The sequence below is a fragment of the Streptomyces sp. NBC_01260 genome, assembly GCF_036226405.1.
In the GTDB taxonomy this organism is placed as follows: domain Bacteria; phylum Actinomycetota; class Actinomycetes; order Streptomycetales; family Streptomycetaceae; genus Streptomyces; species Streptomyces laculatispora.
On record NZ_CP108464.1, the window covers coordinates 7,441,191 to 7,466,522 of the forward strand.

The 25,332-nt window shown below is 71.3% G+C and carries 20 protein-coding genes and 1 pseudogene; 13 read left to right on the forward strand and 8 right to left on the reverse strand.

The window, feature by feature from the left end; genetic code table 11:
• Positions 1-14: 14 nt before the first annotated feature.
• From OG322_RS33115 to ilvC, 9 genes are all read left to right on the forward strand, one after another.
• Complete coding sequence (locus OG322_RS33115) at positions 15-860, forward strand: GHMP family kinase ATP-binding protein (protein ID WP_241200607.1); 846 nt, start codon at positions 15-17, stop codon at positions 858-860.
• A gap of 1 nt (position 861) precedes the next feature.
• Positions 862-1,911, forward strand: a complete 1,050-nt coding sequence (locus tag OG322_RS33120) for a PLP-dependent cysteine synthase family protein (RefSeq protein ID WP_185095638.1) — start codon at positions 862-864, stop codon at positions 1,909-1,911.
• A complete protein-coding gene (locus OG322_RS33125; RefSeq protein WP_124286889.1) occupies positions 1,908-3,173 on the forward strand; it encodes an ATP-grasp domain-containing protein in 1,266 nt (421 codons plus the stop codon). The genes OG322_RS33120 and OG322_RS33125 overlap by 4 nt, the downstream gene beginning before the upstream one ends.
• A complete protein-coding gene (argH, locus tag OG322_RS33130) occupies positions 3,170-4,636 on the forward strand; it encodes an argininosuccinate lyase (protein WP_123468084.1) in 1,467 nt (488 codons plus the stop codon). The genes OG322_RS33125 and argH overlap by 4 nt, the downstream gene beginning before the upstream one ends.
• The gene (locus OG322_RS33135) at positions 4,633-5,925 is read left to right on the forward strand and encodes an MFS transporter (protein ID WP_123468081.1); all 1,293 of its coding nucleotides are present in this window, start codon (positions 4,633-4,635) and stop codon (positions 5,923-5,925) included. Before argH ends, OG322_RS33135 begins: the two co-directional genes overlap by 4 nt.
• Before the next feature lie 43 nt (positions 5,926-5,968).
• On the forward strand, positions 5,969-6,745 hold the full coding sequence (locus tag OG322_RS33140) for a 4'-phosphopantetheinyl transferase family protein (protein ID WP_241200606.1): 777 nt from the start codon (positions 5,969-5,971) through the stop codon (positions 6,743-6,745).
• Positions 6,746-6,878: 133 nt separating this feature from the next.
• Complete coding sequence (locus OG322_RS33145; protein ID WP_123468079.1) at positions 6,879-8,768, forward strand: acetolactate synthase large subunit; 1,890 nt, start codon at positions 6,879-6,881, stop codon at positions 8,766-8,768.
• Positions 8,769-8,782: 14 nt separating this feature from the next.
• A complete protein-coding gene (gene ilvN / locus OG322_RS33150; protein WP_123468077.1) occupies positions 8,783-9,355 on the forward strand; it encodes an acetolactate synthase small subunit in 573 nt (190 codons plus the stop codon).
• Between the two features lie 67 nt (positions 9,356-9,422).
• On the forward strand, positions 9,423-10,427 hold the full coding sequence (gene ilvC, locus OG322_RS33155; protein WP_123468075.1) for a ketol-acid reductoisomerase: 1,005 nt from the start codon (positions 9,423-9,425) through the stop codon (positions 10,425-10,427).
• 97 nt (positions 10,428-10,524) lie between these two features.
• Here the strand turns inward: ilvC and OG322_RS33160 are convergent, their stop codons facing one another.
• From OG322_RS33160 to OG322_RS33180, 5 genes are all read right to left on the reverse strand, one after another.
• On the reverse strand, positions 10,525-13,899 hold the full coding sequence (locus tag OG322_RS33160; RefSeq protein WP_329307361.1) for a pyruvate carboxylase: 3,375 nt from the start codon (positions 13,897-13,899) through the stop codon (positions 10,525-10,527).
• 393 nt (positions 13,900-14,292) lie between these two features.
• On the reverse strand, positions 14,293-15,081 hold the full coding sequence (locus OG322_RS33165) for an SDR family oxidoreductase (RefSeq protein WP_123468071.1): 789 nt from the start codon (positions 15,079-15,081) through the stop codon (positions 14,293-14,295).
• A 62-nt stretch (positions 15,082-15,143) separates the two neighbouring features.
• The gene (locus OG322_RS33170) at positions 15,144-16,130 is read right to left on the reverse strand and encodes an acyl-CoA dehydrogenase family protein (protein ID WP_124286887.1); all 987 of its coding nucleotides are present in this window, start codon (positions 16,128-16,130) and stop codon (positions 15,144-15,146) included.
• Positions 16,130-17,305: an acyl-CoA dehydrogenase family protein gene (locus OG322_RS33175; RefSeq protein WP_123468067.1), complete on the reverse strand. Its 1,176-nt coding sequence runs from the start codon at positions 17,303-17,305 to the stop codon at positions 16,130-16,132. Before OG322_RS33175 ends, OG322_RS33170 begins: the two co-directional genes overlap by 1 nt.
• A complete protein-coding gene (locus tag OG322_RS33180; RefSeq protein WP_207317645.1) occupies positions 17,305-18,153 on the reverse strand; it encodes an enoyl-CoA hydratase in 849 nt (282 codons plus the stop codon). Before OG322_RS33180 ends, OG322_RS33175 begins: the two co-directional genes overlap by 1 nt.
• Before the next feature lie 319 nt (positions 18,154-18,472).
• On the opposite strand from OG322_RS33180, the pseudogene OG322_RS33185 reads away from it, so the two are divergent.
• From OG322_RS33185 to OG322_RS33200, 4 genes and pseudogenes are all read left to right on the forward strand, one after another.
• Positions 18,473-18,604, forward strand: a pseudogene (locus OG322_RS33185) (acyl-CoA dehydrogenase family protein); the annotation flags it as partial.
• Positions 18,601-19,386 (forward strand): SDR family oxidoreductase, encoded by a 786-nt coding sequence (locus OG322_RS33190; protein ID WP_123469659.1) that lies wholly within the window; start codon positions 18,601-18,603, stop codon positions 19,384-19,386. The pseudogene OG322_RS33185 and the gene OG322_RS33190, both read left to right, overlap by 4 nt.
• The gene (locus OG322_RS33195; RefSeq protein ID WP_123468063.1) at positions 19,383-19,985 is read left to right on the forward strand and encodes a TetR/AcrR family transcriptional regulator; all 603 of its coding nucleotides are present in this window, start codon (positions 19,383-19,385) and stop codon (positions 19,983-19,985) included. Before OG322_RS33190 ends, OG322_RS33195 begins: the two co-directional genes overlap by 4 nt.
• Positions 19,986-20,014: 29 nt before the next feature.
• On the forward strand, positions 20,015-21,172 hold the full coding sequence (locus tag OG322_RS33200; protein ID WP_123468061.1) for an acetyl-CoA C-acetyltransferase: 1,158 nt from the start codon (positions 20,015-20,017) through the stop codon (positions 21,170-21,172).
• A 74-nt stretch (positions 21,173-21,246) separates the two neighbouring features.
• On the opposite strand, the gene OG322_RS33205 is transcribed toward OG322_RS33200, so the two are convergent.
• From OG322_RS33205 to OG322_RS33215, 3 genes are all read right to left on the reverse strand, one after another.
• Positions 21,247-22,178 (reverse strand): IS5 family transposase gene (locus OG322_RS33205; protein WP_123469625.1). Its coding sequence is split into 2 segments (ribosomal slippage): positions 21,247-21,828 and positions 21,831-22,178, totalling 930 coding nucleotides; the frame shifts between segments, so codons are not numbered across the junction.
• 236 nt (positions 22,179-22,414) lie between these two features.
• Complete coding sequence (locus OG322_RS33210) at positions 22,415-23,641, reverse strand: IS701 family transposase (protein WP_123466689.1); 1,227 nt, start codon at positions 23,639-23,641, stop codon at positions 22,415-22,417.
• A 219-nt stretch (positions 23,642-23,860) separates the two neighbouring features.
• Complete coding sequence (locus OG322_RS33215) at positions 23,861-25,198, reverse strand: M64 family metallopeptidase (RefSeq protein WP_260147346.1); 1,338 nt, start codon at positions 25,196-25,198, stop codon at positions 23,861-23,863.
• Positions 25,199-25,332: the final 134 nt, after the last annotated feature.

Here is a 25,332-nt window from a genome sequence, read left to right on the forward strand (position 1 = left end):
AGATCCTGCAAGGCGTGTTCACCGGTGACAGCGGGCTCACCCGAGGTCTCGTCACTCTTCCCTGCACCATTCACGCGACCCGTGCGACGTTCATCCCCGCTCCCGGCGACGAGGTCACCGTCACGCCGGCCTGGAAGGGCAAGGCCCGGCGCGCGGCCGAACTCGCGGTCCGCGCCGTGACACCGCCGGGCGCCGAGCCGGCGGGCGGTCACCTCGACCTCACCGGTGACGTACCGCTGTGCCGGGGCTTCGGCTCGTCCACGAGCGATGTGCTCGCGGCCATCTGGGCGGTCAAGGACGCCTTCGTCAGCCCGCTGCCGCCGCAGGAGGTCGCCAGGATCGCGGTGCGCGCCGAGACCGCGTCCGACTCCCTGATGTTCGAGGAGTCCACCGTCCTGTTCGCCCAGCGCGAGGGCAGGGTGATCGAGGACTTCGGCTACCGGATGCCGGCCCTGCGGATCCTCGGCTTCGGCTCGCGGCCCGAGGGCGGCGGGCGGGGCGTGGACACGCTGGCCTTCTCGCCGGCCCGCTACGGGCAGGACGAGATCGACCTCTTCACCCGGCTGCAGTCGATGCTCCGGGAGGCCATCCAGATGAAGGACGTGGCCCTGCTGGGATCGGTGGCCACAGCCAGCACGGAGATCAACCAGCGCCATCTGCCGATCCCGGAGCTCGACCGCATCCGTGACATCGCGCGGACCACCGGAGCCGTCGGGATACAGGCGGCGCACAGCGGGGACATCGCCGGACTCCTCTTCGACCGGGACGACCCCGAGGTCGAGGCGCGGACCGACACGGCCCAGGACCTCCTGCAAGAGCTCGGAATTCACGAGCAGTGGAACTACACAACGGGTGACTGACATGACGACGACGACTCTGCCCAAGGCTCACTCCTCGATCGTGGAGGCGACGGAGCTGCCACGCATCATCAAGGTGAGCGACAACCTCTACGCGGCCGCCTTCAGCCTGATGAAGCTGCTGCCCGCCCGCTACATACTCGACCGCGCCGAGGCCGCCGGCCTGATCTCCCCCGGCACCCGGATCATCGAGACCTCCTCCGGCACCTTCGCCCTGGGCCTGGCCATGGTCTGCCGTCTGCGCGGCTACCCGCTGACCATCGTCGGCGACTCGGCGATCGACCGCGATCTGCGCACCAGGCTCGAAATGCTCGGTACGACGGTGGAGATCGTCGAGCACACCGGCCAGGCCGGCGGCATCCAGGGCGCACGGCTCGCCCGTGTGGAGGAGCTGCGCCGGCAGGACCCGGAGGCCTTCGTCCCCGGCCAGTACGACAACCCCGACAACCCCGGCGCGTACGGCGTCGTCGCCGACCTGATCGGGGACACCGTCGGCGCCGTGGACTGCCTGGTGGGCCCGGTGGGTTCGGGCGGCTCCACCGGCGGACTCGCCGCCGCGCTGCGCCAGACCGGCCCCGCAATGCACCTGGTCGGCGTGGACACCCAGGGCAGCATCATCTTCGGCAGCCCGGACGGGCCGCGCACGCTGCGCGGACTCGGCAGCAGCATCCACCCGGGCAACGTCAGCCACACCGCCTACGACGAGGTCCACTGGGTGACCGCCCCCGAGGCGTTCCACGCGACCCACGAGCTCTACCGCGCACACGGCCTGTTCATGGGCCCGACCAGCGGCGCTTCCTTCCAGGTGGCGTCCTGGTGGGCCGAGCAGAACCCGGAAAGCACCGTCGTGATGGTGCTCCCGGACGAGGGCTACCGCTACCAGTCCACGGTCTACAACGACACCTGGCTGAGCGAGCAGGGGATCGTCCCCGCCCCCGCCGCCGGCGGCCCCCGCACCGTCGAACACCCGCTGGACGCCACCGCCGCCTGGTCCCGGCTGCTGTGGGCCCGCCGCGGCTTCGACGACGTGGTGATGCCGGTGGTCGGCTCATGAGCGAGCGCCTGCTGCTCCTGGTGGAGAGCAACACCACCGGTACGGGACGGCTGTTCGCGCGGCGCGCGGCCGAGCTGGGTGTGGTGCCGGTGCTGCTCTGCGCCGACCCGGGCCGCTACCCGTACGCCGCCGAGGACCGGCTGCGGACGGTCGTCGTGGACACCTCCGACGAGTCCGCGCTGTGGGCGGCCGTCCGGGCGCTGGAGGCCGAGGCCACCGTCGCGGGCGTCCTGACCAGCTCCGAGTACTACGTACCCACCGCCGCCGCACTGGCGTACCGGCTCGGGCTGCCCGGCCCGTCGGCCGAGGCCGTGCGGGCCTGCCGCGACAAGGCCGAGCAGCGCCGGGCCCTGACCGGCGCGGGCGTCGGCTCGGCGGACTTCGCCGTCGTCTCCGAGGTGGCAGGCGCGATCGACGCGGCCCGCGGCATCGGACTGCCCGTGGTGGTCAAACCGGTGCAGGGGTCGGGGAGTCTGGGCGTACGGCTCTGCGCGGACCTCGACGAGGTCGCCGAGCACGCCGGGACGCTGCTGGCGGCCACCGTCAACGAGCGCGGCATCACCGCACCGGGCCGGATCCTGGTCGAGCAGTACCTGACAGGTCCGGAGTTCTCCGTCGAGGTGTTCGGCACCGAAGCCGTCGTCACCGTCGCCAAACACGTCGGGCCGCTCCCGGTGTTCGTCGAGACCGGCCACGACGTACCGGCCGCGCTCCCCGGCGAGCAGGAGATCGCGCTGCGCGAGACCGCGGTACGCGCGGTGCGGGCGCTCGGCCTCGGCTGGGGCGCCGCCCATGTGGAACTGCGGCTGACCGGGACCCGGACCGCCCAGGTCATCGAGGTCAACCCCCGGCTGGCCGGCGGCATGATCCCCGAACTGGTCCGCAGGGCCTGCGGGATCGACCTCGTACGGGCCCAGGTGCTCGCCGCGCTCGGCGCCGCTCCCGAACTGGAGCGCGGCGGATACGCCCGCGCCTCGATCCGGTTCCTCACCTGCGCACAGGACGGCATCCTGGCGCCGTCCGCCGCACTGGACGACGCCGTGCACCGGGCCCGCACCGTACCGGGCACCGTCGAGGCGCTGCTCTACCGCGTCCCCGGTGAACCGGTCGGCCCCGCCGAGGACTTCCGGGGCCGCGTCGGCCACGTCATCGCCGTCGCCGACCGCTCGGGACGGGCGGCCGAAGCAGCCGACCGGGCCGTGGCCCTGCTCGGTGAGGCCGTGTCCTACGCGGATCTGCACACAGAGGAGGCATACGCATGACCACAGCTCCGGCACTCGGCGTCGACACCGGCCGGCTCAAGGCCGCGCTCGACGCCGAGGCGCACCGCATCGTCTACGACCAGTACCTGCCGGACACCGCCGACGGGCTCGGCGAGGAGCTGCGCTGCATCAGCGAGGTCGACCGCGCCCACCTGATCATGCTCACCGAGCGCGGGATCGTCGACGCCGACCGGGCCGCCGCCCTGCTGCGCGCCATCGAGGAGCTGCGCGGGCAGGACTTCGCACCGGTCCGCTCCCGGCCGATGCCGCGTGGCGTCTATCTGGCGTACGAGGGGCACCTCATCGAGCAGCTGGGCGACCGGACCGGTGGCATCCTGCACACCGGCCGCTCGCGCAACGACCTCAACGCCACCACCACCCGGCTGAAGACCCGCGGCCCCTTCCTGGCGCTGCTCGACGCGGTCGACCGGCTGGCGGGGGTGCTCCTGGCGAAGGCCGAGGAGTACCGGGACGTGGTCATGCCCGCCTACACCCACGGCCAGCCCGCGGTGCCGATCAGCTACGGCCACTACCTCGCCGGCGTCGCCGGCGCCGTACTGCGCGCGTACGAGTCGCTGCTGGACGCCGGACGCCAGATCGACGTCAACCCGCTGGGAGCCGGCGCGATCGGCGGGACCTCCGTCCCCATCGACCCCCGGCGCACCGCCGAGCTCCTCGGCTTCAGCTCCGCCGCGCCCAACTCGGTCGACGCGGTGGCCTCCCGCGACTTCGTCCTGGACCTGCTGTCCGCGTCCGCCGTCCTCGGGGTAGCACTGGCCAGGGCGGGCCGGGACCTGAGCACCTGGACTTCGGAGGAGTTCGGGCTGCTGCGGGTGGGCGACACCCTCGTCGGGTCCAGCTCGATGATGCCGCAGAAGCGCAACCCGTTCCTGCTCGAACACATCCAGGGCCGGTCCAGCGCGAGCCTCGGCGCCTTCGTCGGCGCGGCGACCGCCATGACCACCGGCGGCTACACCAACGCCATCGCGGTCGGCACCGAGGCCGTGCGGCACCTGTGGCCCGGACTGAGCGGCACCACCGACGCGGTGACGCTGCTGAGCCTGGTGGTCGCGGGCACCGAACCGGAGCGCGAACGCATGACGGACCGGGCCGTGGACGGCTTCACCTCGGCCACCTACCTGGCGGAACGGCTCGTGCTGGACGGGATGCCGTTCCGGGCCGCGCACCACCTGGTGGGCGAGACCGTGCTCGGCGCCCTGGACTCCGGCCGGTCGCTGGAGGACGCGGCCCGCTTCACCGCCGTCGACGACGGCGGACTGGCCCCCGACCGGGTGGCCGAGGCGTGCGCCCACGGCGGCGGACCCGGCTCCACGGCCGACGGGATACGCGCTCTGGCGACCGGGCGGGACGTACTGAAGGCCGAGCTGACCGAGCGGCGCACCCGCTGGTCGGACGGGAGCGCGCTGCTGACGCAGGCCGTACTCAAGGCGGTGACGTCATGAGCGCCCGGCTGACCGAACGCGAGGCCGGCACGGACCGGACACCGCCGCCGCGCGGCGGACTGCGCGGCAACCGCGACTTCCGGCTGCTGTGGACAGGCGAGACGACCAACCGCGTCGGCATCAACATCACTGCCGTCGCCATGCCGATGGTCGCCACGGTGACCCTCCACGAGAGCGTCTTCTCGGTGAGTCTGCTGGCCGCCGCCCCCTGGCTGCCCTGGCTGCTGATCGGCCTGCCGGCCGGCGCCTGGGTGGACCGGATGCGACGACGGCCGATCATGCAGATCTGCAACCTGGTCCCGCTCGTGCTCCTGGCGAGCGTCCCGGTCGCGGGCTGGCTCGGGATCCTGACGATGACCCAACTGCTGGCCGTGGCGTTGGTCAACGGGTTCGCCGCGGTCTTCTTCGGGATCTCCTACAAGGTCTACGTGCCCTCCATCGTCGAGCCCGAGGACCTCCAGGAGGCCAACGCCAAGCTTCAGGGCAGTGAGTCGGTCGCCCAGGTCGCGGGGCTGGGCGGGGGCGGCCTGCTCGCCCAGGCCTTCGGCGCCACCTCCGGTCTCCTCGCCAACTCGGCGACGTTCCTCGTCTCGGCGCTCTGCCTGTCCGGCATCCGAAGCAAGGAGCCGGTCCCGGAGAAACCCGCCGAACGGCCGGCCCTGGTGCAGGACATCAAGGAGGGGCTCCGGTTCGCCTTCAAGGACCCCTACCTGCGGGTGCTCACCCTGTACGGCACCGCCACCAACCTGGTGCTCACGGCCGAGGCGGCGGTCCTGCCGTACTTCATCCTCCGCGGACTCGGGATACCCGAAGGCGCCACCGGATGGCTCCTCGCGTCGAGCAGCATCGGCGGCATCCTCGGGGCCACCACCGCGAAACGCGTGATCGCACGGTTCGGCTCGGCCCGCGGACTGCTGGTCGCCACGGTCCTCAGCGCCCCGTTCGCCCTGCTCATCCCGCTGACCAACAAGGACTGGAGACTGTCCGCCCTGGTGGTCGGGAGCGCCGTGCTCTCGCTCGGCGTGGTGCTCGCCAACGTGATCCAGGGAGCGTTCCGCCAGCGCTACTGTCCGCCCCAGCTGCTCGGCCGTGTCTCGGCCAGCATCTCGGTCGCGAACTTCGGCGTCATTCCCATCGGTTCAGTGCTCGGCGGAGGCCTCGGCACCGTCCTCGGTCTGCGGCCCGCCCTGTGGGTCCTCACCGCCGGCCTCGCCCTGACCCCGCTGCTCCTCCTGATCGGGCCGCTGCGCGGAAGGCGGGACCTGCCGGTCGCGCCGGCCGCGCGGTGAGACCCGGCTCGCCTGCCACTCTCGTACGAACAGGAGAGACCCCGTGGAACAAACCCTGCCGTGGGTCGTTCGTGAGCTGCCACCCCCCGGCTCACTGGACCTCTGGCTCCTGAGGGTCTCGGATGTCCCCCTGGGCATCCTGGACGAACGGGTACTCGACGCGACCGAGCGTCAACGTGCCGCCACCCTCATGCACGCCGCGGACCGAACCCGGTTCACGGCCGCGCATGTCGCCCTTCGACGGCTGCTCGGCTCGTACCTGAGCCTGCGCCCCGAGGACGTCCACCTCGGCCGGGACACCTGTCCCTGCTGCGGCGGACCGCACGGCCGGCCCACCGTGCTCGACGCCGACGACCGGCTGTTCTTCTCACTGTCCCACCGCGGCGATCTCGCCGTCGTCGGTACCGCGGCGGCCCCCATAGGGGTCGACGTGGAGCTGGTGGGGGACGAGGACGGCGCCGCCGAACTCGCCTCGATGCTGCACGTGGACGAGCAGGCCGAACTGGCCGCGCTCAGCCCCCCGGAGCGGCCTCGGGCACTGGCCCGGCTGTGGACCCGCAAGGAGGCCTACCTCAAGGGCCTCGGCACGGGCCTGGGCCGCGATCCCGCCCTCGACTACGTCGGCTCGGGCCGCCCCGAGGGCCCGTACCCGCCGTCCGGCTGGACCCTGCTCGACGTCCCGGTGGACCGGGGCTACGCGGCGGCGGTGGCGGTGCGCGGCGAGCTGAGCGTGGACGGGCCGCTCGTCAAGAGGCTCTCCGGCCTCGAAGTCGTACGCCATGCCTGCGACGCCCTGCAGACGGCGGGGGCCCCGCCCTGACCCGTCCCGAGGTCCGCCGGGTGCACCGTTGCGGTGATCACCCGGCGGCGGGCCCGTACCACCCGGCCGCTCCCGCGGCCGCCGATCACCGAAACGTCCTCGACAACACTCCTACGGACTTTTGGAACTGACGATGTCAAACGCTGTGCAGCAGGCCCCCGCGGCCCTCCTCCCGCAAGTGCGGACCCGCACCACCGGGCAGCCGGACACCGGCGCCGAGCAGGTGACGGGCGCCCAGTCCCTCATCCGCTCACTCGAAGAGGCCGGCGCGGACACCGTGTTCGGTATCCCGGGCGGCTGCATCCTTCCGGCGTACGACCCCTTGATGGACTCCACCCGGGTCCGTCATGTGCTGGTCCGCCACGAGCAGGGCGCCGGGCACGCGGCCACCGGATACGCCCAGGCCACCGGCAAGGTGGGGGTGTGCATGGCGACCTCGGGTCCGGGCGCGACCAATCTGGTGACCCCGATCGCGGACGCGCACATGGACTCCGTGCCACTGGTCGCGATCACCGGCCAGGTCCCCTCCAAGTCGATCGGTACGGACGCCTTCCAGGAGGCGGACATCGTCGGCATCACCATGCCGATCACCAAGCACAACTTCCTGGTCACCAACGCCGACGACATCCCGCGGACGATCGCCGAGGCCTTCCACATCGCCTCCACCGGCCGCCCCGGACCGGTGCTCATCGACATCACCAAGGATGCCCTCCAGGCGGCCACCACCTTCCAGTGGCCGCCGGTGCTGGAGCTGTCCGGCTACCGCCCGGTCACCAAGCCGCACGCCAAGCAGATCCGGGAGGCCGCCCGGCTCATCGCCGCGGCCCGCCGGCCGGTCCTGTACGTCGGCGGCGGGGTGCTCAAGGCACGTGCCACCGCCGAGCTGCGCACCTTGGCCGAGCTGACCGGGGCGCCCGTCACCACCACCCTGATGGCGCTCGGCGCCTTCCCCGGCAGCCACCCCCAGCACGTGGGAATGCCCGGTATGCACGGGGACGTCGCGGCGGTCGCCGCGCTGCAGAAGGCCGATCTGATCGTCGCCCTGGGGGCCCGGTTCGACGACCGGGTCACCGGCAGGCTGGACAGCTTCGCCCCGTACGCCAAGATCGTGCACGCCGACATCGACCCGGCGGAGATCTCCAAGAACCGGCTCGCGGACGTCCCCATCGTCGGCGACGCCCGCGAGGTGCTCGTCGCCCTGACCGACGCCGTGCGCGGTGAGCGGGAGGAGGGGCGCGTCGGCGACTACGCCGACTGGTGGCGGGACCTGGACCAATGGCGGGCCACCTACCGGCGCGGCTACGAACTCCCCGCCGACCCGGGGCTGCTCTCCCCGCAGCAGGTCATCGAACGGATCGGTCAACTCGCCCCGGAAGGAACACTGTTCGCATCCGGTGTGGGTCAGCACCAGATGTGGGCGGCGCAGTTCCTCCCGCACGAGGAGCCCGGCACCTGGTTCAACTCGGGCGGTGCCGGGACGATGGGGTACGCGGTGCCGGCCGCGATGGGTGCCAAGGCCGGTATGCCGGACCGCACGGTCTGGGCGATCGACGGTGACGGCTGCTTCCAGATGACCAATCAGGAGCTCACCACCTGCGCGCTCAACAACATCCCGATCAAGGTCGCGATCATCAACAACGGCGCGCTCGGGATGGTCCGCCAGTGGCAGACCCTCTTCTACGGCGCGCGGTTCTCCAACACGGTGCTGCACGACGGCGCCACCAACGCGACCACCGGCTCGACCCGCGGAGTGGGATCCACCACCAACCGCGGCACCCGGGTCCCTGACTTCGTACAGCTCTCCGAGGCGATGGGCTGTGTGGGCCTGCGCTGCGAGAACCCGTACGAGCTCGACGCGATCATCGACAAGGCCAACGCGATCAACGACCGCCCCGTCGTGGTGGACTTCATCGTCCACGAGGACGCGATGGTGTGGCCGATGGTCCCTGCCGGCACCTCCAACGACGACATCATGGCCGCACGCGACGTACGCCCCGACTTCGGCGACTCCGCGGACGACTGAGAGGACCTCCCGACATGTCCCAGCACACGCTCTCCGTCCTGGTCGAGAACACACCCGGCATCCTCGCCCGTGTCGCCGCCCTGTTCTCGCGCCGCGGCTTCAACATCGACTCGCTCGCGGTCGGCACCACCGAACACCCCGATCTCTCCCGCATCACCATCGTCGTCAGGGTCGACCACGAACTCGCCCTGGAGCAGGTGACCAAGCAGCTCAACAAGCTGGTCAACGTCCTGAAGATCGTCGAGCTGGAGGCCGACTCCGCCGTCCAGCGCGAGCTGGTCCTGGTGAAGGTGAGCGCCGACAACGGCTCCCGTGCCCAGATCGTCCAGATCGCCGAGCTGTTCCGGGCCAGAACCGTGGACGTCTCGCCCGATGCCGTCACCCTCGAAGCGACCGGCTCCGGCGACAAACTCGACGCGATGCTCAGGATGCTCGCGGCCTTCGGTATCAAGGAGCTCGTCCAGTCCGGCGCGATCGCGATCGGCCGCGGCTCCCGGGCCCTGGCCGACCGCACCGCGCGAGAGGCCCGGCCGATCCGCCTGACCCCGGCCGGCACCGCCACGGCGGCACGCGCTCAGAGCGCCTAAGAGCTGCTTTCCTTTCCGCTATTCCGCCCGCACACCCTCATGTCCCAGGAACCAAGGAGAACTCCCCATGCCCGCCGAGCTGTTCTACGACGACGATGCCGACCTGTCCATCATCCAGGGCCGCAAGGTCGCGGTCCTCGGTTACGGCAGCCAGGGCCATGCCCATGCGCTGTCGCTGCGTGACTCGGGTGTCGACGTCCGTGTCGGTCTGCACGAGGGTTCCAAGTCCAAGGCGAAGGCCGAGGAGCAGGGCCTGCGTGTGGTGTCCCCGGCCGAGGCGTCCGCCGAGGCCGACGTCATCATGATCCTGGTCCCGGACCCGATCCAGGCGCAGGTCTACGAGGAGTCCGTGAAGGACAACCTCAAGGACGGCGACGCGCTGTTCTTCGGCCACGGTCTGAACATCCGTTTCGACTTCATCAAGCCGCCGGCCAATGTCGATGTCTGCATGGTCGCCCCGAAGGGGCCGGGTCACCTGGTGCGCCGCCAGTACGAGGAGGGCCGCGGTGTTCCGTGCATCGTGGCCGTCGAGCAGGACGCCACGGGCAAGGGCCTGGAGCTGGCGCTGTCGTACGCCAAGGGCATCGGCGGTACCCGGGCGGGCGTCATCAAGACGACGTTCACCGAGGAGACCGAGACCGACCTCTTCGGTGAGCAGGCCGTTCTCTGCGGTGGTACCGCCGCCCTGGTGAAGGCCGGGTTCGAGACGCTGACCGAGGCCGGCTACCAGCCGGAGATCGCGTACTTCGAGTGCCTCCACGAGCTGAAGCTCATCGTGGACCTCATGTACGAGGGCGGTCTGGACAAGATGCGCTGGTCGATCTCGGAGACCGCCGAGTGGGGCGACTACGTCACCGGCCCGCGCATCATCACCGACGCCACCAAGGCCGAGATGAAGAAGGTCCTCGCCGAGATCCAGGACGGCACCTTCGCCAAGGCCTGGATGGCCGAGTACCACAACGGTCTGCCCAAGTACAACGAGTACAAGAAGGCCGACAGCGACCACCTGCTGGAGACCACCGGCCGCGAGCTGCGCAAGCTCATGAGCTGGGTCAACGACGACGACGCGTAACAGCACCCCGGCCGCCGGACGTCCGGCCCCCGGTGCGCGAACGCGCCCGCGGGGACCGGACGCCGCGCTGTCCGGGGCCGGAGTCCGGTCCGGTGCCTCAGGCGATCTCGATGAGCAGGTCGCCCGCCTCGACCTGCTGGACCCTGCCGATCGCGAGGCGTCGCACCACTCCGGCGGTCTGGGCGGTGATCGAGGCCTCCATCTTCATCGCCTCGATGGTGGCGACGGTCTGGCCGGCCGACACCGACGTGCCCTCCTCGACCTGGAGGGTGACGACCCCGGCGAACGGCGCCGCGACATGGCCCTCGTTGCCGCGGTCCGCCTTCTCGGCGGCCTTGACCTCGGTGGCGACGGACCTGTCCCGCACCGACACAGGCCGCAACTGCCCGTTGAGGGTGGCCAGTACGCTGCGGAACCCGCGTTCGTCGGCCTCGGAGATGGCCTCCAGCTCGATCAGCAGGGTGACACCGGGATCGAGCGTGACCGTGTGCTCGGTCTCCGGCTCCAGCCCGTACAGGAAGTCCTGGGTGGGCAGGACGGAGGTGTCCCCGTACGCCTCGCGGTGGGCGTCGAACTCCTTGGTCGGGCCGGGGAACAGCAGCCGGTTCAGTGTCGCGCGCGGCGATTGCTTCAGGCCCTCGCGGTCCTCGTCCGACAACTGCGGCGTCTGCGCCTTCGCCGGGCGGCCCTTGAGCGCGCGGGTCCGGAACGGCTCGGGCCAGCCGCCGGGCGGGTCGCCCAGCTCGCCGCGCAGGAACCCGATCACGGAGTCAGGAACGTCGAACTTGCCGGGGTCGGACTCAAAGTCCGCCGCCTCGACCCCCGCGCCCACCAGATGCAGTGCCAGATCGCCGACCACCTTGGACGACGGCGTCACCTTCACCAGCCGCCCGAGCATCCGGTCGGCCGCGGCGTAGCAGTCCTCGATGAGTTCGAAGCGGTCGCCCAGACCCAGGGCGATGGCCTGCTGGCGCAGGTTGGACAGCTGCCCGCCGGGGATCTCGTGGTGGTAGATCCGGCCGGTCGGCGAGGCCAGCCCGGACTCGAAGGGGGCGTAGACCTTGCGGGTCGCCTCCCAGTAGGGCTCCAGGTCGCCCACGGCCTGGAGGGAGAGGCCCGTCGCGCGCTCGGTGTGATCGGTGGCGGCCACCAGCGCGGACAGCGGGGGCTGGCTGGTCGTACCGGCCATGGAGGCGACCGCCGCGTCCACCGCGTCCACGCCCGCGTCGATGGCGGCGATCAGTGTGCCGAGCTGCCCGCCGGCCGTGTCATGGGTGTGCAGATGGACCGGCAGGTCGAACCGCTCGCGCAGCGCGGTGACGAGGGTGCGGGCGGCCGGCGGGCGCAGCAGCCCGGCCATGTCCTTGATGGCGAGCACATGGGCGCCCGCGTCCACGATCTGTTCGGCCAGACGCAGGTAGTAGTCCAGCGTGTACAGGGTCTCGCCGGGGTCGGAGAGGTCCGCGGTGTAGCAGAGCGCCACTTCGGCGACCGAGGTGCCGGTGGCGCGTACGGCGTCGATCGCCGGGCGCATCTGGGACACGTCGTTGAGGGCGTCGAAGATCCGGAAGATGTCCATTCCGGCGGTCGCCGCCTCGGCGACGAACGCCTCGGTGACCTCGGTGGGGTAGGGCGTGTAGCCGACCGTGTTGCGCCCGCGCAGCAGCATCTGGGTACAGATGTTGGGCACGGCCTCCCGGATCTTCACCAGCCGCTCCCACGGGTCCTCGGCGAGGAAGCGCAGCGCCACGTCGTAGGTGGCGCCTCCCCAGCATTCGAGGCTCAGCAGCTGCGGTGCGGTACGGGCGACGTGCGGGGCGACGGTCAGCAGGTCACGGGTCCGGACCCGGGTGGCCAGCAGCGACTGATGGGCGTCGCGGAACGTGGTGTCGGTGACGGCGACGGCCGACTGGGCGCGCAGCTCGGCGGCGAAGGCCTCCGGACCGAGAGCCGCGAGGCGCTGGCGCGAACCGGCCGGCGGTGTCCCGGCAGGCAGGGCCGGCAGCTTGTCCGCCGGGTCGATGACGGAGGGGCGGGGCCCGTAGGGCCGGTTGACGGTGGTCTCGGCGAGATAGCCGAGCATGCGGCTGCCGCGGTCGGCCGAGGGACGGGCCCGGATCAGCTCCGGGTGTTCCTCGATGAAGCTCGTCGTGACGTGTCCCGCCCGGAAGTCGGGCTGGTCCAGCACGGCGCCCAGGAACGGCAGGTTGGTCGCCACACCCCGGATGCGGAACTCCGCGATGGCCCGGCGCGCCCTGCGGGCCGCGTTGGTGAAGTCGTGCCCGTGGCAGGTGAGTTTGACGAGCATCGAGTCGAAGTGGGCGGACACCTCGGCACCGGTGTGGACGGTGCCGCCGTCCAGCCGCACCCCGGGCCCGCCGGGGGAGCGGTAGGCGGAGATGGTGCCGGTGTCCGGCCGGAAGCCGTTGGCCGGGTCCTCGGTGGTGATGCGGCACTGCATCGCGGTGCCGTTGAGGGTGATGTCGTCCTGGGTGAGGTGCAGTTCGGGCAGCGTCATGCCCGCCGCGATGCGCAGCTGGGCGATCACCAGGTCGCGCCCGGTGACCTGTTCGGTCACGGTGTGCTCGACCTGGATGCGCGGGTTCATCTCGATGAAGACGTGGTTGCCGCGTTCGTCGACGAGGAACTCGACCGTGCCCGCGTTCACGTAGCCGATGTGGTGGGCGAAGGCGACGGCGTCGGCGCAGATCCGGTCGCGCAGCGCCGGGTCGAGGTTCGGGGCGGGCGCGATCTCGACGACCTTCTGGTGGCGGCGCTGGAGCGAGCAGTCCCGCTCGAACAGGTGCACGACGTTGCCCTCGGCGTCGGCGAGGATCTGCACCTCGATGTGGCGGGGATTGATCACCGCCTGCTCCAGGAAGACCGTCGCGTCGCCGAACGAGGAGCGCGCCTCGCGCATGGCCGCGTCGATCGACTCGCGCAGTTCGCCGGCCTCGGCGACCCGGCGCATGCCGCGTCCGCCGCCGCCCGCGACGGCCTTGACGAACACGGGGAAGCCGATCTCGTCGGCGGCGGCGACGAGCGCGTCGACGTCCTCGGACGGTTCGGAGGACTTCAGTACCGGTACGCCGGCCTCCCGGGCGGCGGCGACCGCCCGGGACTTGTTCCCGGTCAGGTTCAGCACCGAGGCCGGCGGTCCGACGAACGTGATGCCGGCCTCGGAGCACGCGGCCGCGAGGTCCGGGTTCTCCGACAGGAAGCCGTAGCCCGGGTAGATCGCGTCGGCGCCCGCCTTCCGGGCGGCCTTGATGACCTCGTCGACCGAGAGGTAGGCGCGCACGGGATGGCCGGGCTCACCGATCCGGTAGGCCTCGTCGGCCTTGGCCCGGTGCAGGGAGTTGCGGTCCTCGTGGGGATACACGGCCACCGTGGAGATCCCGAGCTCGAACGCCGCGCGAAACGCGCGGATCGCGATCTCTCCGCGGTTGGCGACCAATACCTTGTCGAACATCAAACTCCCCAGTCGTGTCACGAGCGCGTGGCGTCAGGACGGGCGATGTCGCACGGATACGCCGGTCGGCGTCCCGTGGTCACTCGGCGGCGGCGAACCGCTTTGTGGTTTGTCAGGTCCGAAGCGTTCGACACCGTACCGGAGACCTACCCAGAGATCGCGGACACAGAGAATGGCCTGCGTCACGTGCGAAGGTCCCGGAGATTTCCCGGAGGGCGCGGAGGGCGGCGGTGCCACGCGCGGCGAAAAGAGGGTGCGCGCATGTCTTCACTGAGCTCGGGGGCGCTGCTGTACGGCCGGGGGGGGCCTTCGGGCTGACGGTCCAGGACAACCTGGGCCGGCACGCGGACGGTCCCGGCCCCGGGAGAGGGCCGGGCCCGCTTCCTGTCGTCCTCAGCCGCTTTGGCCGGCCGTCCTCGCGGCGAGGTAGCGGGCGGGGTACTCGCCGCCGCCGTGCACCGCCAGGTCCGCCCCGTTGATGTATCCGGACAGGTCGCTCGCGAGGAACAGGCAGGCACGGGCGACGTCCTCGGGCACGGCCATCCGGCCCATCGGGATGACGCCCGCCACCGAAGCCCCGCCGTCCGCGCCGTAGACCGACTCCGCGCTCCGCGTGCGGATCAGCCCCGTGGTGATGTGGTTGACCCGGACCGCGGGCGCCCACTCCAGGGCCAGCGCCTTGGTGAGCGCCAGGAGCCCGGCCTTGGCGGCGGTGTACGCGGCGGTGCCGGGCTGCGGGTCATGGGCGGACACACTGCCGATGTTGACGACCGAACCGCCCCCGTCCTGGGCGTGCATGGCGCGGTGGGCCGCCTGCGCCACATAGAACGGTGCGAGCAGATTGAGCGCGACGATCCGCTCCACGAACCGCGGCGAGACGGTGGCCGCGTCGGCGTCCGGGGAGCCGCCCGCGTTGTTGACGAGTACGTCGAGCCGGCCGAAGCGTTCCACGGCGGTGTCCACCAACGCGGCCGCCGCCGCCGGATCACGCACATCGGCCGCCACGAAGACGGCCTCCCGGCCCCCGGCCGCGGGCAGGGTGTCCGGAGTGGTGCGGCCGCAGACCACCACGTCCGCCCCGGCGCCGAGGAACGCCCCGGCGATGGCGGCCCCGATGCCCTTGGTGCCGCCGGTGACCAGCACCACGTGCCCCGTGAAGTCCAACGGGCTGTCGGTGTCCATGATGTGAGGCCTCTCATTCTGGTGGACGGGCCGGGCCGGCCGAACCGCCCCTCGGTGTGCGGTCAGCCGGCCAGTACACGGGCCCGGCACGCGGCCGGGGTGCCCCAGGCGTCGCGCAGCGGACGGGCCTTGCGGATCCACAGGGACAGGTCGAACTCGTCGGTGTAGCCCACGGCCCCGTGCAGTTGGAGGGCCGTGCGCGCCGCTGCGTACGCGGCCTCGCCCGCCGTGACCTTGGCCGCCGCGATGTCGCACCCCGCCCCGTCGTCGCCGGCGGCGAGCGCGAGCGCGGCGCCGTGCACCAGCGGTTCGGCGAACTCCAGGGCCAGCAGGGTGTCCGCCAGCCGGTGCTTGACCGCCTGGAAGGAGCCGATCGCCACTGCGAACTGGGTGCGCTGCGTGACGTAGGCGACGGTACGGGCGAGCAGGGTCCGGCCGGCCCCGAGTGCCTGGGCCGCCGTGGCGAGCGCGGCGACATCGGCCGCGTACCCGGCCGCGGCGCTCACCGCCGGGCCCCGGGCGATCACCGTTCCGCCCGTCGGCTTCGACAGCCGCCGCCCCGGATCGGCCGACGGCTGTACGGGACCCGCACCGGTGGCGACGCGCAGGATGTCGCCGTCCACCACGAACACCGCGTCGGCCACATCGGCGTCCAGGGCGTACGGGCCGAGAGCGGTCAGGCAGAGCGAGACGAGGGACTTGCCCGAGGCGATGCCGGGCAGCCGGGCGGCGGCCATGTGCCGGTCGCCGAGCCGGTCCAGCAGGGCCGCGGCGGCCACCGTCTCGACCAGCGGTCCCGGGACGGCGTGGCGCCCCAGCGCCTCGAAGGCGACGGTCAGTTCGAGGGGCAGCGGGCCGAAACCGTCGTGCTCCTGAGGGACCGCGAGTGCGAACACCCCGGCCTCGGCGAGCCGGGCCCAGACGGCCCGCCCCGGCCCGTGGCCGCCGACGGCCCAGGCCCGGATCGCGGCCGGGGTGTCGCAGGAGGTGAGCAGACCGTCGAGGGAGCGGGCGAACTCCCGCTGCTCGGCGTCGAGGAAGAAGCGCATCACCGGCGTCCCTTCGGCAGGCCGAGCAGCCGCTCGGCGATGATGTCGCGCTGGATCTCGTTGGTGCCCGCGTACACGGGGCCGGCCAGCGAGAAGGTGTAGCCCTCCGCCCAGCCCCCGCCGGCGGGCGCTTCGCCCGCGTGGTCGGCGAGTTCGCCGTACGGGCCGAGCAGGTCGAGCGCCGTCTCGTGCAGGGCGATGTCCAGTTCGGACCAGTAGATCTTGTTGAGGCTGGAGGCGGCCCCGGCGGGCCCGCCCTCGTCGTGCAGTACGTGGGAGGCGCCCCGGTAGGAGAACAGCCGGTAGGCGCGGGCACCGATCACCGCATCGGCCACCCGGTCGCGCAGCGCCGTGTCGGCCGGGTCGCCGTGTTCGCGCCACAGGGCGGTCAGCCGGTCCGCCGCGGCCGTGAACCGGCCCGGACTGCGCAGGGTGAGTCCGCGTTCGTTCCCGGTGGTGCTCATCGCGACCCGCCAGCCCTGTCCGGGCTCGCCGATGACGTCCTCGTCCGGCACGAACACCTCGTCCAGGAAGAGCTCGGCGAAGGCGGGTTTGCCGTCGAGCCGTCCGATGGGCCGCACCGTGACACCCTCGGCGTCCAGCGGGAACATCAGATACGTCAGTCCCCGGTGCGGCCGGTCCGCGTCCGGGTCGCTGCGGAACAGGCCGAAGGCCCGGTCGGCGAAGGCGGCCCGGGAGGACCAGGTCTTCTGGCCGCTGAGCAGCCAGCCGCCCCCGGTCCGTACGGCCGTCGACCTCAGCGAGGCCAGGTCGGAGCCGGACTCCGGCTCCGACCAGGCCTGCGCCCAGATGACCTCACCGCGCGCCATCGCCGGCAGGATCCGGGCGCGCTGCTCGGCGGTGCCGTTCTCGAAGAGGGTGGGGGCCAGCAGATTGATGCCGTTCTGGCTGACCCGGCCGGGCGCCCCGGCGGCGTAGTACTCCTCTTCGAAGACCAGCCAGCGCAGCAGGGAGCCGCCGCGCCCGCCGAACTCCTCGGGCCAGGACACCACCGACCAGCGGTCGGCGGCCAGCGTGGCCTCCCACTCCCGGTGCGCGGCGAATCCCCCGGCGGTCTCCAGGGACGGCAGGGGAGCGGCCGGGACGTGGGCGGCCAGCCAGTCGCGCACCTCGGTACGGAACGCCTCGTCGGCCGCGTCGAAATCGAGGTCCATCAGGCGCCCGCCTCCTTCATCGCCCGGATGTCCATGCCGCCGAGCGCGTCGGGCGCGGTCTCGGCGTTGTGGGCGTGCGCCAGGTGGTGCAGGCCGAACACCGAGTCCATGCCGGTGTGCATTCCCTGCAGGTCCTCGGCCTGGTTGACGGCGCGCTTGGTCAGGGCGAGGCCCAGACGCGGCATCTCGGAGATCCGCAGCGCCAGCTCCCGGGTGCGCTCGGCCAGTTCCTCCCCGGGCACGACCCGGTTGACCATGCCGACCTCGTACGCGCGCTGTGCGCTCATCCGGTCGCCGGTGTAGAGGAACTCCTTGGCGATCCGCGGTGGCATCACCCAGGGGTGCGCGAAGTACTCGACGCCGGGGATGCCCATGCGGACCACCGGATCGGCGAAGAAGGCGTCCTGCGAAGCCACGATCAGGTCGCACACCCAGGCCAGCATCAGTCCGCCCGCCACGCACGCGCCCTGCACGGACGCGATGACCGGTTTGGGCAGCTCCCGCCACCGGCGGCACATGCCCAGATACACCTCGGACTCGCGGGCGAAGCGGCTCTCCGCGCCCTCCTTGTCCGAGTGGTCCCACCAGAGTCCCGCCCGGCGTTCGAACGGCAGATGGGCGTCCCGCTCCGGGGTGCCGATGTCATGGCCCGCGGAGAAGTGCTCGCCCGCTCCGGCCAGTACGACGGTCTTCACCTCGCTGTCGTCGGCCGCGCGGTAGAACGCCCGGTCCAGGGCGTAGGTCATCGCGGAGTTCTGCGCGTTGCGGTAGTCGGGCCGGTTCATGGTCACCGTCGCGACCGGGCCCCGCTTCTCGTAGCGCACCGGTTCGTCGTGGGCAGCGGACATCGGCGCCTCCTTCCCTAACAAGTGTTTGGTAGATTAACGTACCCCCATGAGCAGCGTCGAGGAGTCCCGCACCGAGATCCGCGGCCGGCCACCGGCCGCACCGGATCCTTCGCGGGCCTCCGAGGCTGCGGCGGACCCGGCCGCGAGCACGAGGGCGCGGTCGTCGGGCAACAGGTCGCCTTCCGCGAGGAGTACGTCCTCGCCGACGCCCCCGCACGGGTCAGCCGCATCGGGGAACAGCCGCTCGGCCCGACGCCGGCGGCCTTCGGCGCCCCTGAGCGGCGGGCCCGCTTCCTGCCGCCGATCGTCGCCGTCCAGGTACGAACTCGACGACCGGCAGCGGCTGTTCCTCGTCACCCGCTCCGACACCAGCTACGCCGGATCCGACGAGATCCAGCGCGACATCATCGCCGAGCGCGTCCTCGGCCTGCCCAAGGAGATCCGCCCGTGACCACCCAGCCGCCCTATGTAGCAGGGCACTCCCTCCTGGCCGGACGCACCGCCGTGATCACCGCCGCCGCGGGCGCCGGGATCGGCGGTGCGACGGCCCGCAAATTCCTGGAGGAGGGTGCCCGGATCGTCATCGGCGACGCCCACGAACGCCGGCTGGGGGAGACCGCCGCCGCCCTCGCCGAGGAGTTCGGCGCGGACAGCGTCGCCGCCCTGCCCTGCGACGTCACCGATCAGGAGCAGGTCGACGCCCTGTTCGCATGCGCCGCCGAGCGGCACGGCGGCCTCGACATCGTCGTCAACAACGCGGGCCTCGGCGGCACCGCCGACCTCGTCGAGATGACCGACGACCAGTGGTCGAAGGTCCTCGACGTCACCCTGAACGGCACCTTCCGCTGCACCCGCGCCGCCCTGCGCCACTTCAAGGACCGCGACACCGGCGGCATCGTCGTCAACAACGCCTCCGTCATCGGCTGGCGCGCCCAGCGCGGCCAGGCCCACTACGCCGCAGCCAAGGCCGGCGTCATGGCCCTCACCCGGTGCGCCGCCCTGGAGGCCGCCGACTTCGGGGTACGCGTCAACGCCGTCGCCCCGAGCCTGGCCATGCACCCGCACCTGGTGAAGGTCACCACCCCGGACCTCCTCGCCGAACTCACCGAACGCGAGGCTTTCGGCCGGTACGCCGAGCCCTGGGAGATCGCCAACGTCATCGTCTTCCTGGCCAGCGGCTACTCCTCGTACATGACCGGGGAGACCGTCTCCGTCAGCAGCCAGAGGGCGTGACCGCGATCGCCGGGAACGCCAACGCCGAACGACGCGCCGAACTCCTGGCGACCGCCGCCGAGGTGTTCGCCGCCCTGGGCTACAACGCCACCACCGTCCGCCGCATCGCGGACGAGGCGGGGCTGCTCGCGGGCAGCCTCTATTACCACTTCGACTCCAAGGAGTCGATGCTGGACGAGATCCTCTCGGCCTTCCTGGACGAGCTGTGGGCGGGCTACGGCACCGTCCTGGCCGCCGGACTCGGACCCGGGGCGACCATCGAGGCGCTGGTCACCCAGTCCTTCCGGCAGATCGACCGGCACGGACCCGCGGTCGCCATCTACCAGAAGGAGTCCAGGCACCTCTCCGCCCAGCCGCGCTTCACCTACCTCACCGACTCCCGGGCGAAGTTCGAGGACGCCTGGCTGCGCACCCTGGAACGCGGCGTCGCCGAACAGGCCTTCCGCGGCGACCTGGACGTCCGGCTCGTCTACCGCTTCGTCCGCGACACCGTCTGGGTGGCCGCCTCCTGGTACCGCCCCGGCGGTACCCACAGCCCGGAGGAGATCGCCCGCCAGTACCTGTCCATGGTCCTCGAAGGAATCACCCCGAGGACCTGACCGCCACCCCGCAGACCCAAGGAGCAGTCATGGCCGAGGCCTACATCGTCGAAGCGGTACGCACCCCGGTCGGCCGGCGCAAGGGCGGGCTGTCCGCAGTCCACCCCGCCGACCTCGGGGCCCATGTCCTCAAGGCGCTGGTCGAGCGCAGCGGAGTCGACCCGGGCGCCGTGGACGACGTCGTCTTCGGCTGCCTGGACACCGTCGGTCCGCAGGCCGGGGACATCGCCCGCACCGCGTGGCTCGCCGCGGGCCTTCCCGAGGAGGTGCCCGGCACCACCGTCGACCGGCAGTGCGGCTCCTCCCAGCAGGCACTCCACTTCGCCGCCCAGGGCGTGCTGTCCGGCACCCAGGACCTGGTCGTCGCGGGTGGCACCCAGAACATGTCGATGATCCCCATCGCCTTCGCCAGCCGTCAGGCCGCCGAACCGCTGGGGCTGACCGACGGCCCGTACGCGGGCTCCGTCGGCTGGCGCGCCCGCTACGGCGACGCGCCCGTCAACCAGTTCCACGGCGCCGAACTCATCGCCGAGAAATGGGGGATCAGCCGCCAGGACATGGAGGAGTTCGCCCTGCGCTCGCACCGGCGGGCGCTGCACGCCATCGACGAGGGTCGCTTCGACCGCGAGACCGTCGCCTACGGAGACGTCCGGGTCGACGAGGGCCCGCGCCGCGACACCTCGCTGGAGAAGATGGCCGGCCTCAAGCCGGTCGTCGAGGGCGGCCGGCTGACCGCCGGTGTCTCCTCGCAGGTCTCCGACGGCGCCTCGGCGCTGCTCATCGCCTCCGAGCGGGCCGTCGCCGAGCACGGCCTCACCCCCCGCGCCCGCGTCCACCACCTCTCGGTGCGCGGAGAGGACCCGATCCGGATGCTCTCGGCACCGATCCCGGCGACGGCGTACGCGCTGAAGAAGGCCGGGATGTCCATCGGCGACATCGACCTCGTCGAGATCAACGAGGCGTTCGCCCCGGTCGTCCTGGCGTGGCTGAAGGAGACCGGCGCCGACCCGGACAAGGTCAACGTCAACGGCGGCGCCATCGCGCTCGGCCACCCGCTCGGCGCCACCGGCACCAAGCTGATGACGACGCTGCTGCACGAACTGGAGCGCACCGGCGGCCGCTACGGCCTGCAGACCATGTGCGAGGGCGGCGGCCAGGCCAACGTCACCATCATCGAGCGCCTCTGAGCCGACCGGCAGCCGTCCGGACCGGCTCCGCCCGCTGAGCCGGTCCGGTGGGGCACTAGGTCCTGTTTCTCGGATCATGTACGGAGCCAGATCATGAGTGCAGCGAGTGTGACGGTGCCGAGGTAGATGTAGGCGCGTTTCTCGTAGCGGGTCGCGACGGCGCGGAAGCCTTTGAGGCGGTTGATGGTGCGTTCGACGGTGTTGCGCTTCTTGTAGAGCTCGCCGTCGAACCCGGTAGGCCGACCGCCGCGTGAACCTCGGTTCTTGCGGTGTCTCTGCTGGTCGAGACGTTCGGGGATGGTGTGCCGGATTCCGCGTCGTCGCAGGTAGCGGCGGTTCTTCCGGGACGTGTAGGCCTTGTCCGCCAAGACATGGTCGGGCCGGGTGCGTGGCCGGCCGACTCCGGCTCGCGGCACCAGAACCTGTTCCAGCACCCGCTCGAGCTGGGGTCCGTCTCCGTAGTGTCCGGGTGTCAGGACGAAGGCGAGGGGCCGGCATCGTCCCTCGGCAACGAGGTGGATCTTGGTGGTGAATCCTCCGCGGGAACGTCCCAGACATTCGCCGACCTGACCACCTCCTCCAGGCGGATGGTCAGTCTCCGCAGTACCGGATCGACCTGGTTCGTCCCCCACTTGGCCCCCCTTTGAGGGACGGCGGCCGGGGGCGCTTTCCTCGCACCGGCGGCGTGCTGGTGGGCTCGCACGGCTGTCGAGTCCACCGACACGTCCCAGTCGATGCCGCCCTCGGCGTCCTCGGCTACCTGGATGCGAGACAGCAGCATCTGCCAGGTTCCATCGGCTGACCAGCGACGATGTCGTTTATAGACCGTCTCCCATGGCCCGAATCGCTCCGGCAGATCCCGCCACTGCACGCCGGTCCGCACCCGGTAGAGAACCCCGTTGATCACCCGGCGGTGATCGCTCCACCGACCTCCACGCGCACCACCAGGAGGTAGGAACGACTCCAGCCGATCCCACTCCGCATTCGTCAGATCCCCACGGCCCATGTACCCAGCCTGGCCCCAACACCCCTCGCAGGTCAGGAGATCCGAGAAACAGGACCTAGTACTCCAGCCGGACTTCTTCATTGGCGCTGGTCAACGGCTTGGGCGTGGGGAGTGTAGCGGGCTGGAACGGGAGTGGGGCGGTTCTTTGCCGGGCCGTCCCACGAACGTGTGGCCGCGCCGCTTGTAGTGGCAGTGGCGGGCGCGTGCTTGATGTCGGCGACGCCAGTGGGACCACCTCATCGCGTGGTCGCGGTCCGGAGTACGGCGGCTGGGTTCAACTGCCAGCAGACGTCGAATTTCGGCCGGTGTGAGGTCCACGAGGTCGGGTGTGTCCCGCTCGGTGCCCCCTTTTCTCGTTCCTGGCCGGCCAGGACTGCGAGGAAGGCATGCGCGAGCATCGCGAGTGTGATGTGCCGGTACCAGCCCACGTAGCGGCGGACTTCGTACTGGTCCAGGCCGCATTCGTTCTTCGCGCTCTGGAAGCATTCCTCGACCTTCCAGCGGCAGCCGGCGACGCGTACGAGGTCGGCGACGGTGGCTTCCAGGGGTGCGCTGGCGAGGTAGTAGGCGAGTTCGTCGGGCTTGGCGATGCTGCGGCGGGCCAGCATCCAGCGCTGCCGGGTCGGTTCGTCGCCGTCGAATTCCCACACAGCGGGCAGGCGGGCTGCGGCCCAGTCGTAGAAACGCTCGCCCTTCGCGCCGCTTCCTGCTGACAGCCGCTGCCAGGCTTCGGGCGGGGCGTGGCCGATGAGGTGGTCGATGCGCGGACCGTGGACCTGCTGGGACTTGGGCACGGCCACGACGTAGGAGAGCTGGTGGTCTTCGAGGAAGCGGCGGAAGTGGGAGTCCTGGCCGTAGGCGGAGTCCGCGGTGACCCAGCCGACGGGCAGGGGCGAGGCGAGGGCACGCAGGATGATGGCCCGCGCCAGCTCTCCCTTGGTGGCGAAGACGCGGTCGTCGGGGACACGGGCAGCCCGACAGCGTTCACGGTCCTCGGTCCAGGACTTGGGCAGGTAGAGCTCGCGGTCGACCAGGGTGTGGCCGCGGAAGGTGGCGTAGGCGGCGAAGACCCCGATCTGGCAATTCTCGGTGCGGCCTGCGGTGCCGGAATACTGGCGTTGGACGCCGGCGGAGGTGGTGCCCTTCTTCACGAAGCCGGTGTCGTCGATGATCAGCACGCCGTTGTCCGCACCGAGGTACTCGGCGACGTAGGTGTGCAGGTCATCGCGGACCTCGTCGGCCTCCCAGCGACTCCGGGAAAGCAGGTGCTGCAGCCCGTCGGGGGTGGCGTGGCCAGCGTATTCGGCGAGCTGCCAGCCGTTCTTGCGGCCCACAGGGCCAAGAAGCCCACGAACGTAGTCCCGCATCCGACGCCGGGATTCCACGCGGGAAAAACGTCCTCCGATCCGCAAGAGCAGCTCAGCAAGTCCCTCTTCCCACAGGCCCGTTGGTGAATCACTCATGCGAGCGGGCTGCCCGGAACGTTGCCACTCCAAGCAGCGCGGCCACACGTTCGTGGGACGGCCCGGCAAAGAACCGCCCCACTCCCGTTCCAGCCCGCTACACTCCCCACGCCCAAGCCGTTGACCAGCGCCAATGAAGAAGTCCGGCTGGAGTACTAGGGCCTGTCCCGGGCGGAGGCTCGGGCGGCGACGGTCGGGGTCGGGCCCGGGAAGGTGGCCTCAGTGGTGCTGGTGGGCCTTGTGGCCGGATGCCTTGACCGTCCAGGTCATGCTCTCGGTGGCCTCGGCGCGGACCTTGGGGTCGCGGATCGACCGGGTACGGTCGGCGGACTCGACCGTGACGGTGTGGGTCCTGCCGTCCGCGGCAACGCCCAGCGCGGCGGGGGCGACGGTGGTGAGACCCTGCGCACGCTTGACGCGTTTGCCGTCGACGTACCAGCGCAGCTCGGGCGAGGCCAGGCCGGTGAGCTCGGCCTGGGAGACCTTGATGCTGCTGGTCCTGAGGACCGCGCTGCTCGTGCCGACCTTGCTGCTCAGTGCGTTGGCCTCGCGGTAGAAGCCGGCGATCATGGCCTCACGTCCGGGGAGGTTGAAGTCGCTGATGTCCAGGGCCCGCATGAGGGAGTTGGCGGTCGGGCGGTAGAGCCCGAAGGGGTAGTAGCTGCTGCCCTCGTACGTGCCGACGGTGCCGCCTGTCGGGTCGGTCTCACCGAGCCAGCGGTACCACTTGGTCCGGTTGGCGGCCAGTTGCTCCGCGGTGAAGGAGCTGGAGTTGATGTCGGCGACCTCGCCGCCGGTCCAGGTGCCGTAACTGTCGTACGTGTACTCGTCCGCCAGGAGGCCAACCGAGTGGGCGATCTCGTGGGCGGCGATCATGCTCGACTGCGCGTTGTCCGAGGAGAGGGTCGACACGCCGCCGAACGGGTAGCCCTCCGCCTCCAGCCCCGAGTAGCCGGCGCCGCCGTACTTGGTGGAGTTGGAGACGACGACGACCAGGTCGGCCTCGGGGGCCTTGGCGGCGTAGGAGGCTACCTTGTCGATGTCGGCGCAGATCAGGCGCTCGGTCTCCGAGCACCAGAAGTAGCTGCCGAGCGCGGTGTCCTTGGTGACGTCGGCGGTCGGGTCGCCGGTGATGCCGGATTCGGCGGACACCGCGTCGACGGTCCACACGTTCATCAGGCCCTGATAGCTGGAGTAGGGCTCGATATTGGTGATGTCAGCCCACTTCGTGGCCGCCGCGGTGTGAAACGCGTCCTGCTGGTCGGCGGTGTAGCCGTCGCCGACGATCACCACGTCGAGCCGGTCGGCCGAGGAGCCGGTCACGGACAGTTCTCCCACCTGCCCGTCCGTCGTCCCGGCGCCGGGTGTCGCGCTGCGGGCGGCGGAACGACCGGTCACCGTATCCGTGTTGAGCGGGACATCGGTCCGCCGTCCTTCGCCGCCGGGCTCGGGGAAGTACTCGACGCTGACACGCGGTTCCTGGGAGGGCTTCGGTTCCACGGCAGCCGCGGGCGAGGCGATGACCGCTCCCATGAGGGCCGTGAGTGCGACGCTCACGGATATAGCGGCAGTTCTCTTCGTGTTCATGTCAGTCCTCGTCGTGGTGTTCGTCTCGGCGGGGGAGCGCAGTGATGGTGCCGGGGCTTCCGGGCATCCGTGCCGCTGGCGCGGCCGGCTTTCGTCACGGCGAT

Excerpts from the sequence above, each read along its gene's own strand:
- OG322_RS33120 (WP_185095638.1), top strand. The coding sequence starts at position 862 with ATGACGACGACGACTCTGCCCAAGGCTCACTCCTCGATCGTGGAGGCG.
- OG322_RS33125 (WP_124286889.1), top strand. The coding sequence starts at position 1,908 with ATGAGCGAGCGCCTGCTGCTCCTGGTGGAGAGCAACACCACCGGTACG.
- argH (WP_123468084.1), top strand. The coding sequence starts at position 3,170 with ATGACCACAGCTCCGGCACTCGGCGTCGACACCGGCCGGCTCAAGGCC.
- OG322_RS33135 (WP_123468081.1), top strand. The coding sequence starts at position 4,633 with ATGAGCGCCCGGCTGACCGAACGCGAGGCCGGCACGGACCGGACACCG.
- OG322_RS33145 (WP_123468079.1), top strand. The coding sequence starts at position 6,879 with ATGTCAAACGCTGTGCAGCAGGCCCCCGCGGCCCTCCTCCCGCAAGTG.
- ilvN (WP_123468077.1), top strand. The coding sequence starts at position 8,783 with ATGTCCCAGCACACGCTCTCCGTCCTGGTCGAGAACACACCCGGCATC.
- ilvC (WP_123468075.1), top strand. The coding sequence starts at position 9,423 with ATGCCCGCCGAGCTGTTCTACGACGACGATGCCGACCTGTCCATCATC.
- OG322_RS33160 (WP_329307361.1), bottom strand. The coding sequence starts at position 13,899 with ATGTTCGACAAGGTATTGGTCGCCAACCGCGGAGAGATCGCGATCCGC.
- OG322_RS33165 (WP_123468071.1), bottom strand. The coding sequence starts at position 15,081 with ATGGACACCGACAGCCCGTTGGACTTCACGGGGCACGTGGTGCTGGTC.
- OG322_RS33170 (WP_124286887.1), bottom strand. The coding sequence starts at position 16,130 with ATGCGCTTCTTCCTCGACGCCGAGCAGCGGGAGTTCGCCCGCTCCCTC.
- OG322_RS33175 (WP_123468067.1), bottom strand. The coding sequence starts at position 17,305 with ATGGACCTCGATTTCGACGCGGCCGACGAGGCGTTCCGTACCGAGGTG.
- OG322_RS33180 (WP_207317645.1), bottom strand. The coding sequence starts at position 18,153 with ATGTCCGCTGCCCACGACGAACCGGTGCGCTACGAGAAGCGGGGCCCG.
- OG322_RS33200 (WP_123468061.1), top strand. The coding sequence starts at position 20,015 with ATGGCCGAGGCCTACATCGTCGAAGCGGTACGCACCCCGGTCGGCCGG.
- OG322_RS33210 (WP_123466689.1), bottom strand. The coding sequence starts at position 23,641 with ATGAGTGATTCACCAACGGGCCTGTGGGAAGAGGGACTTGCTGAGCTG.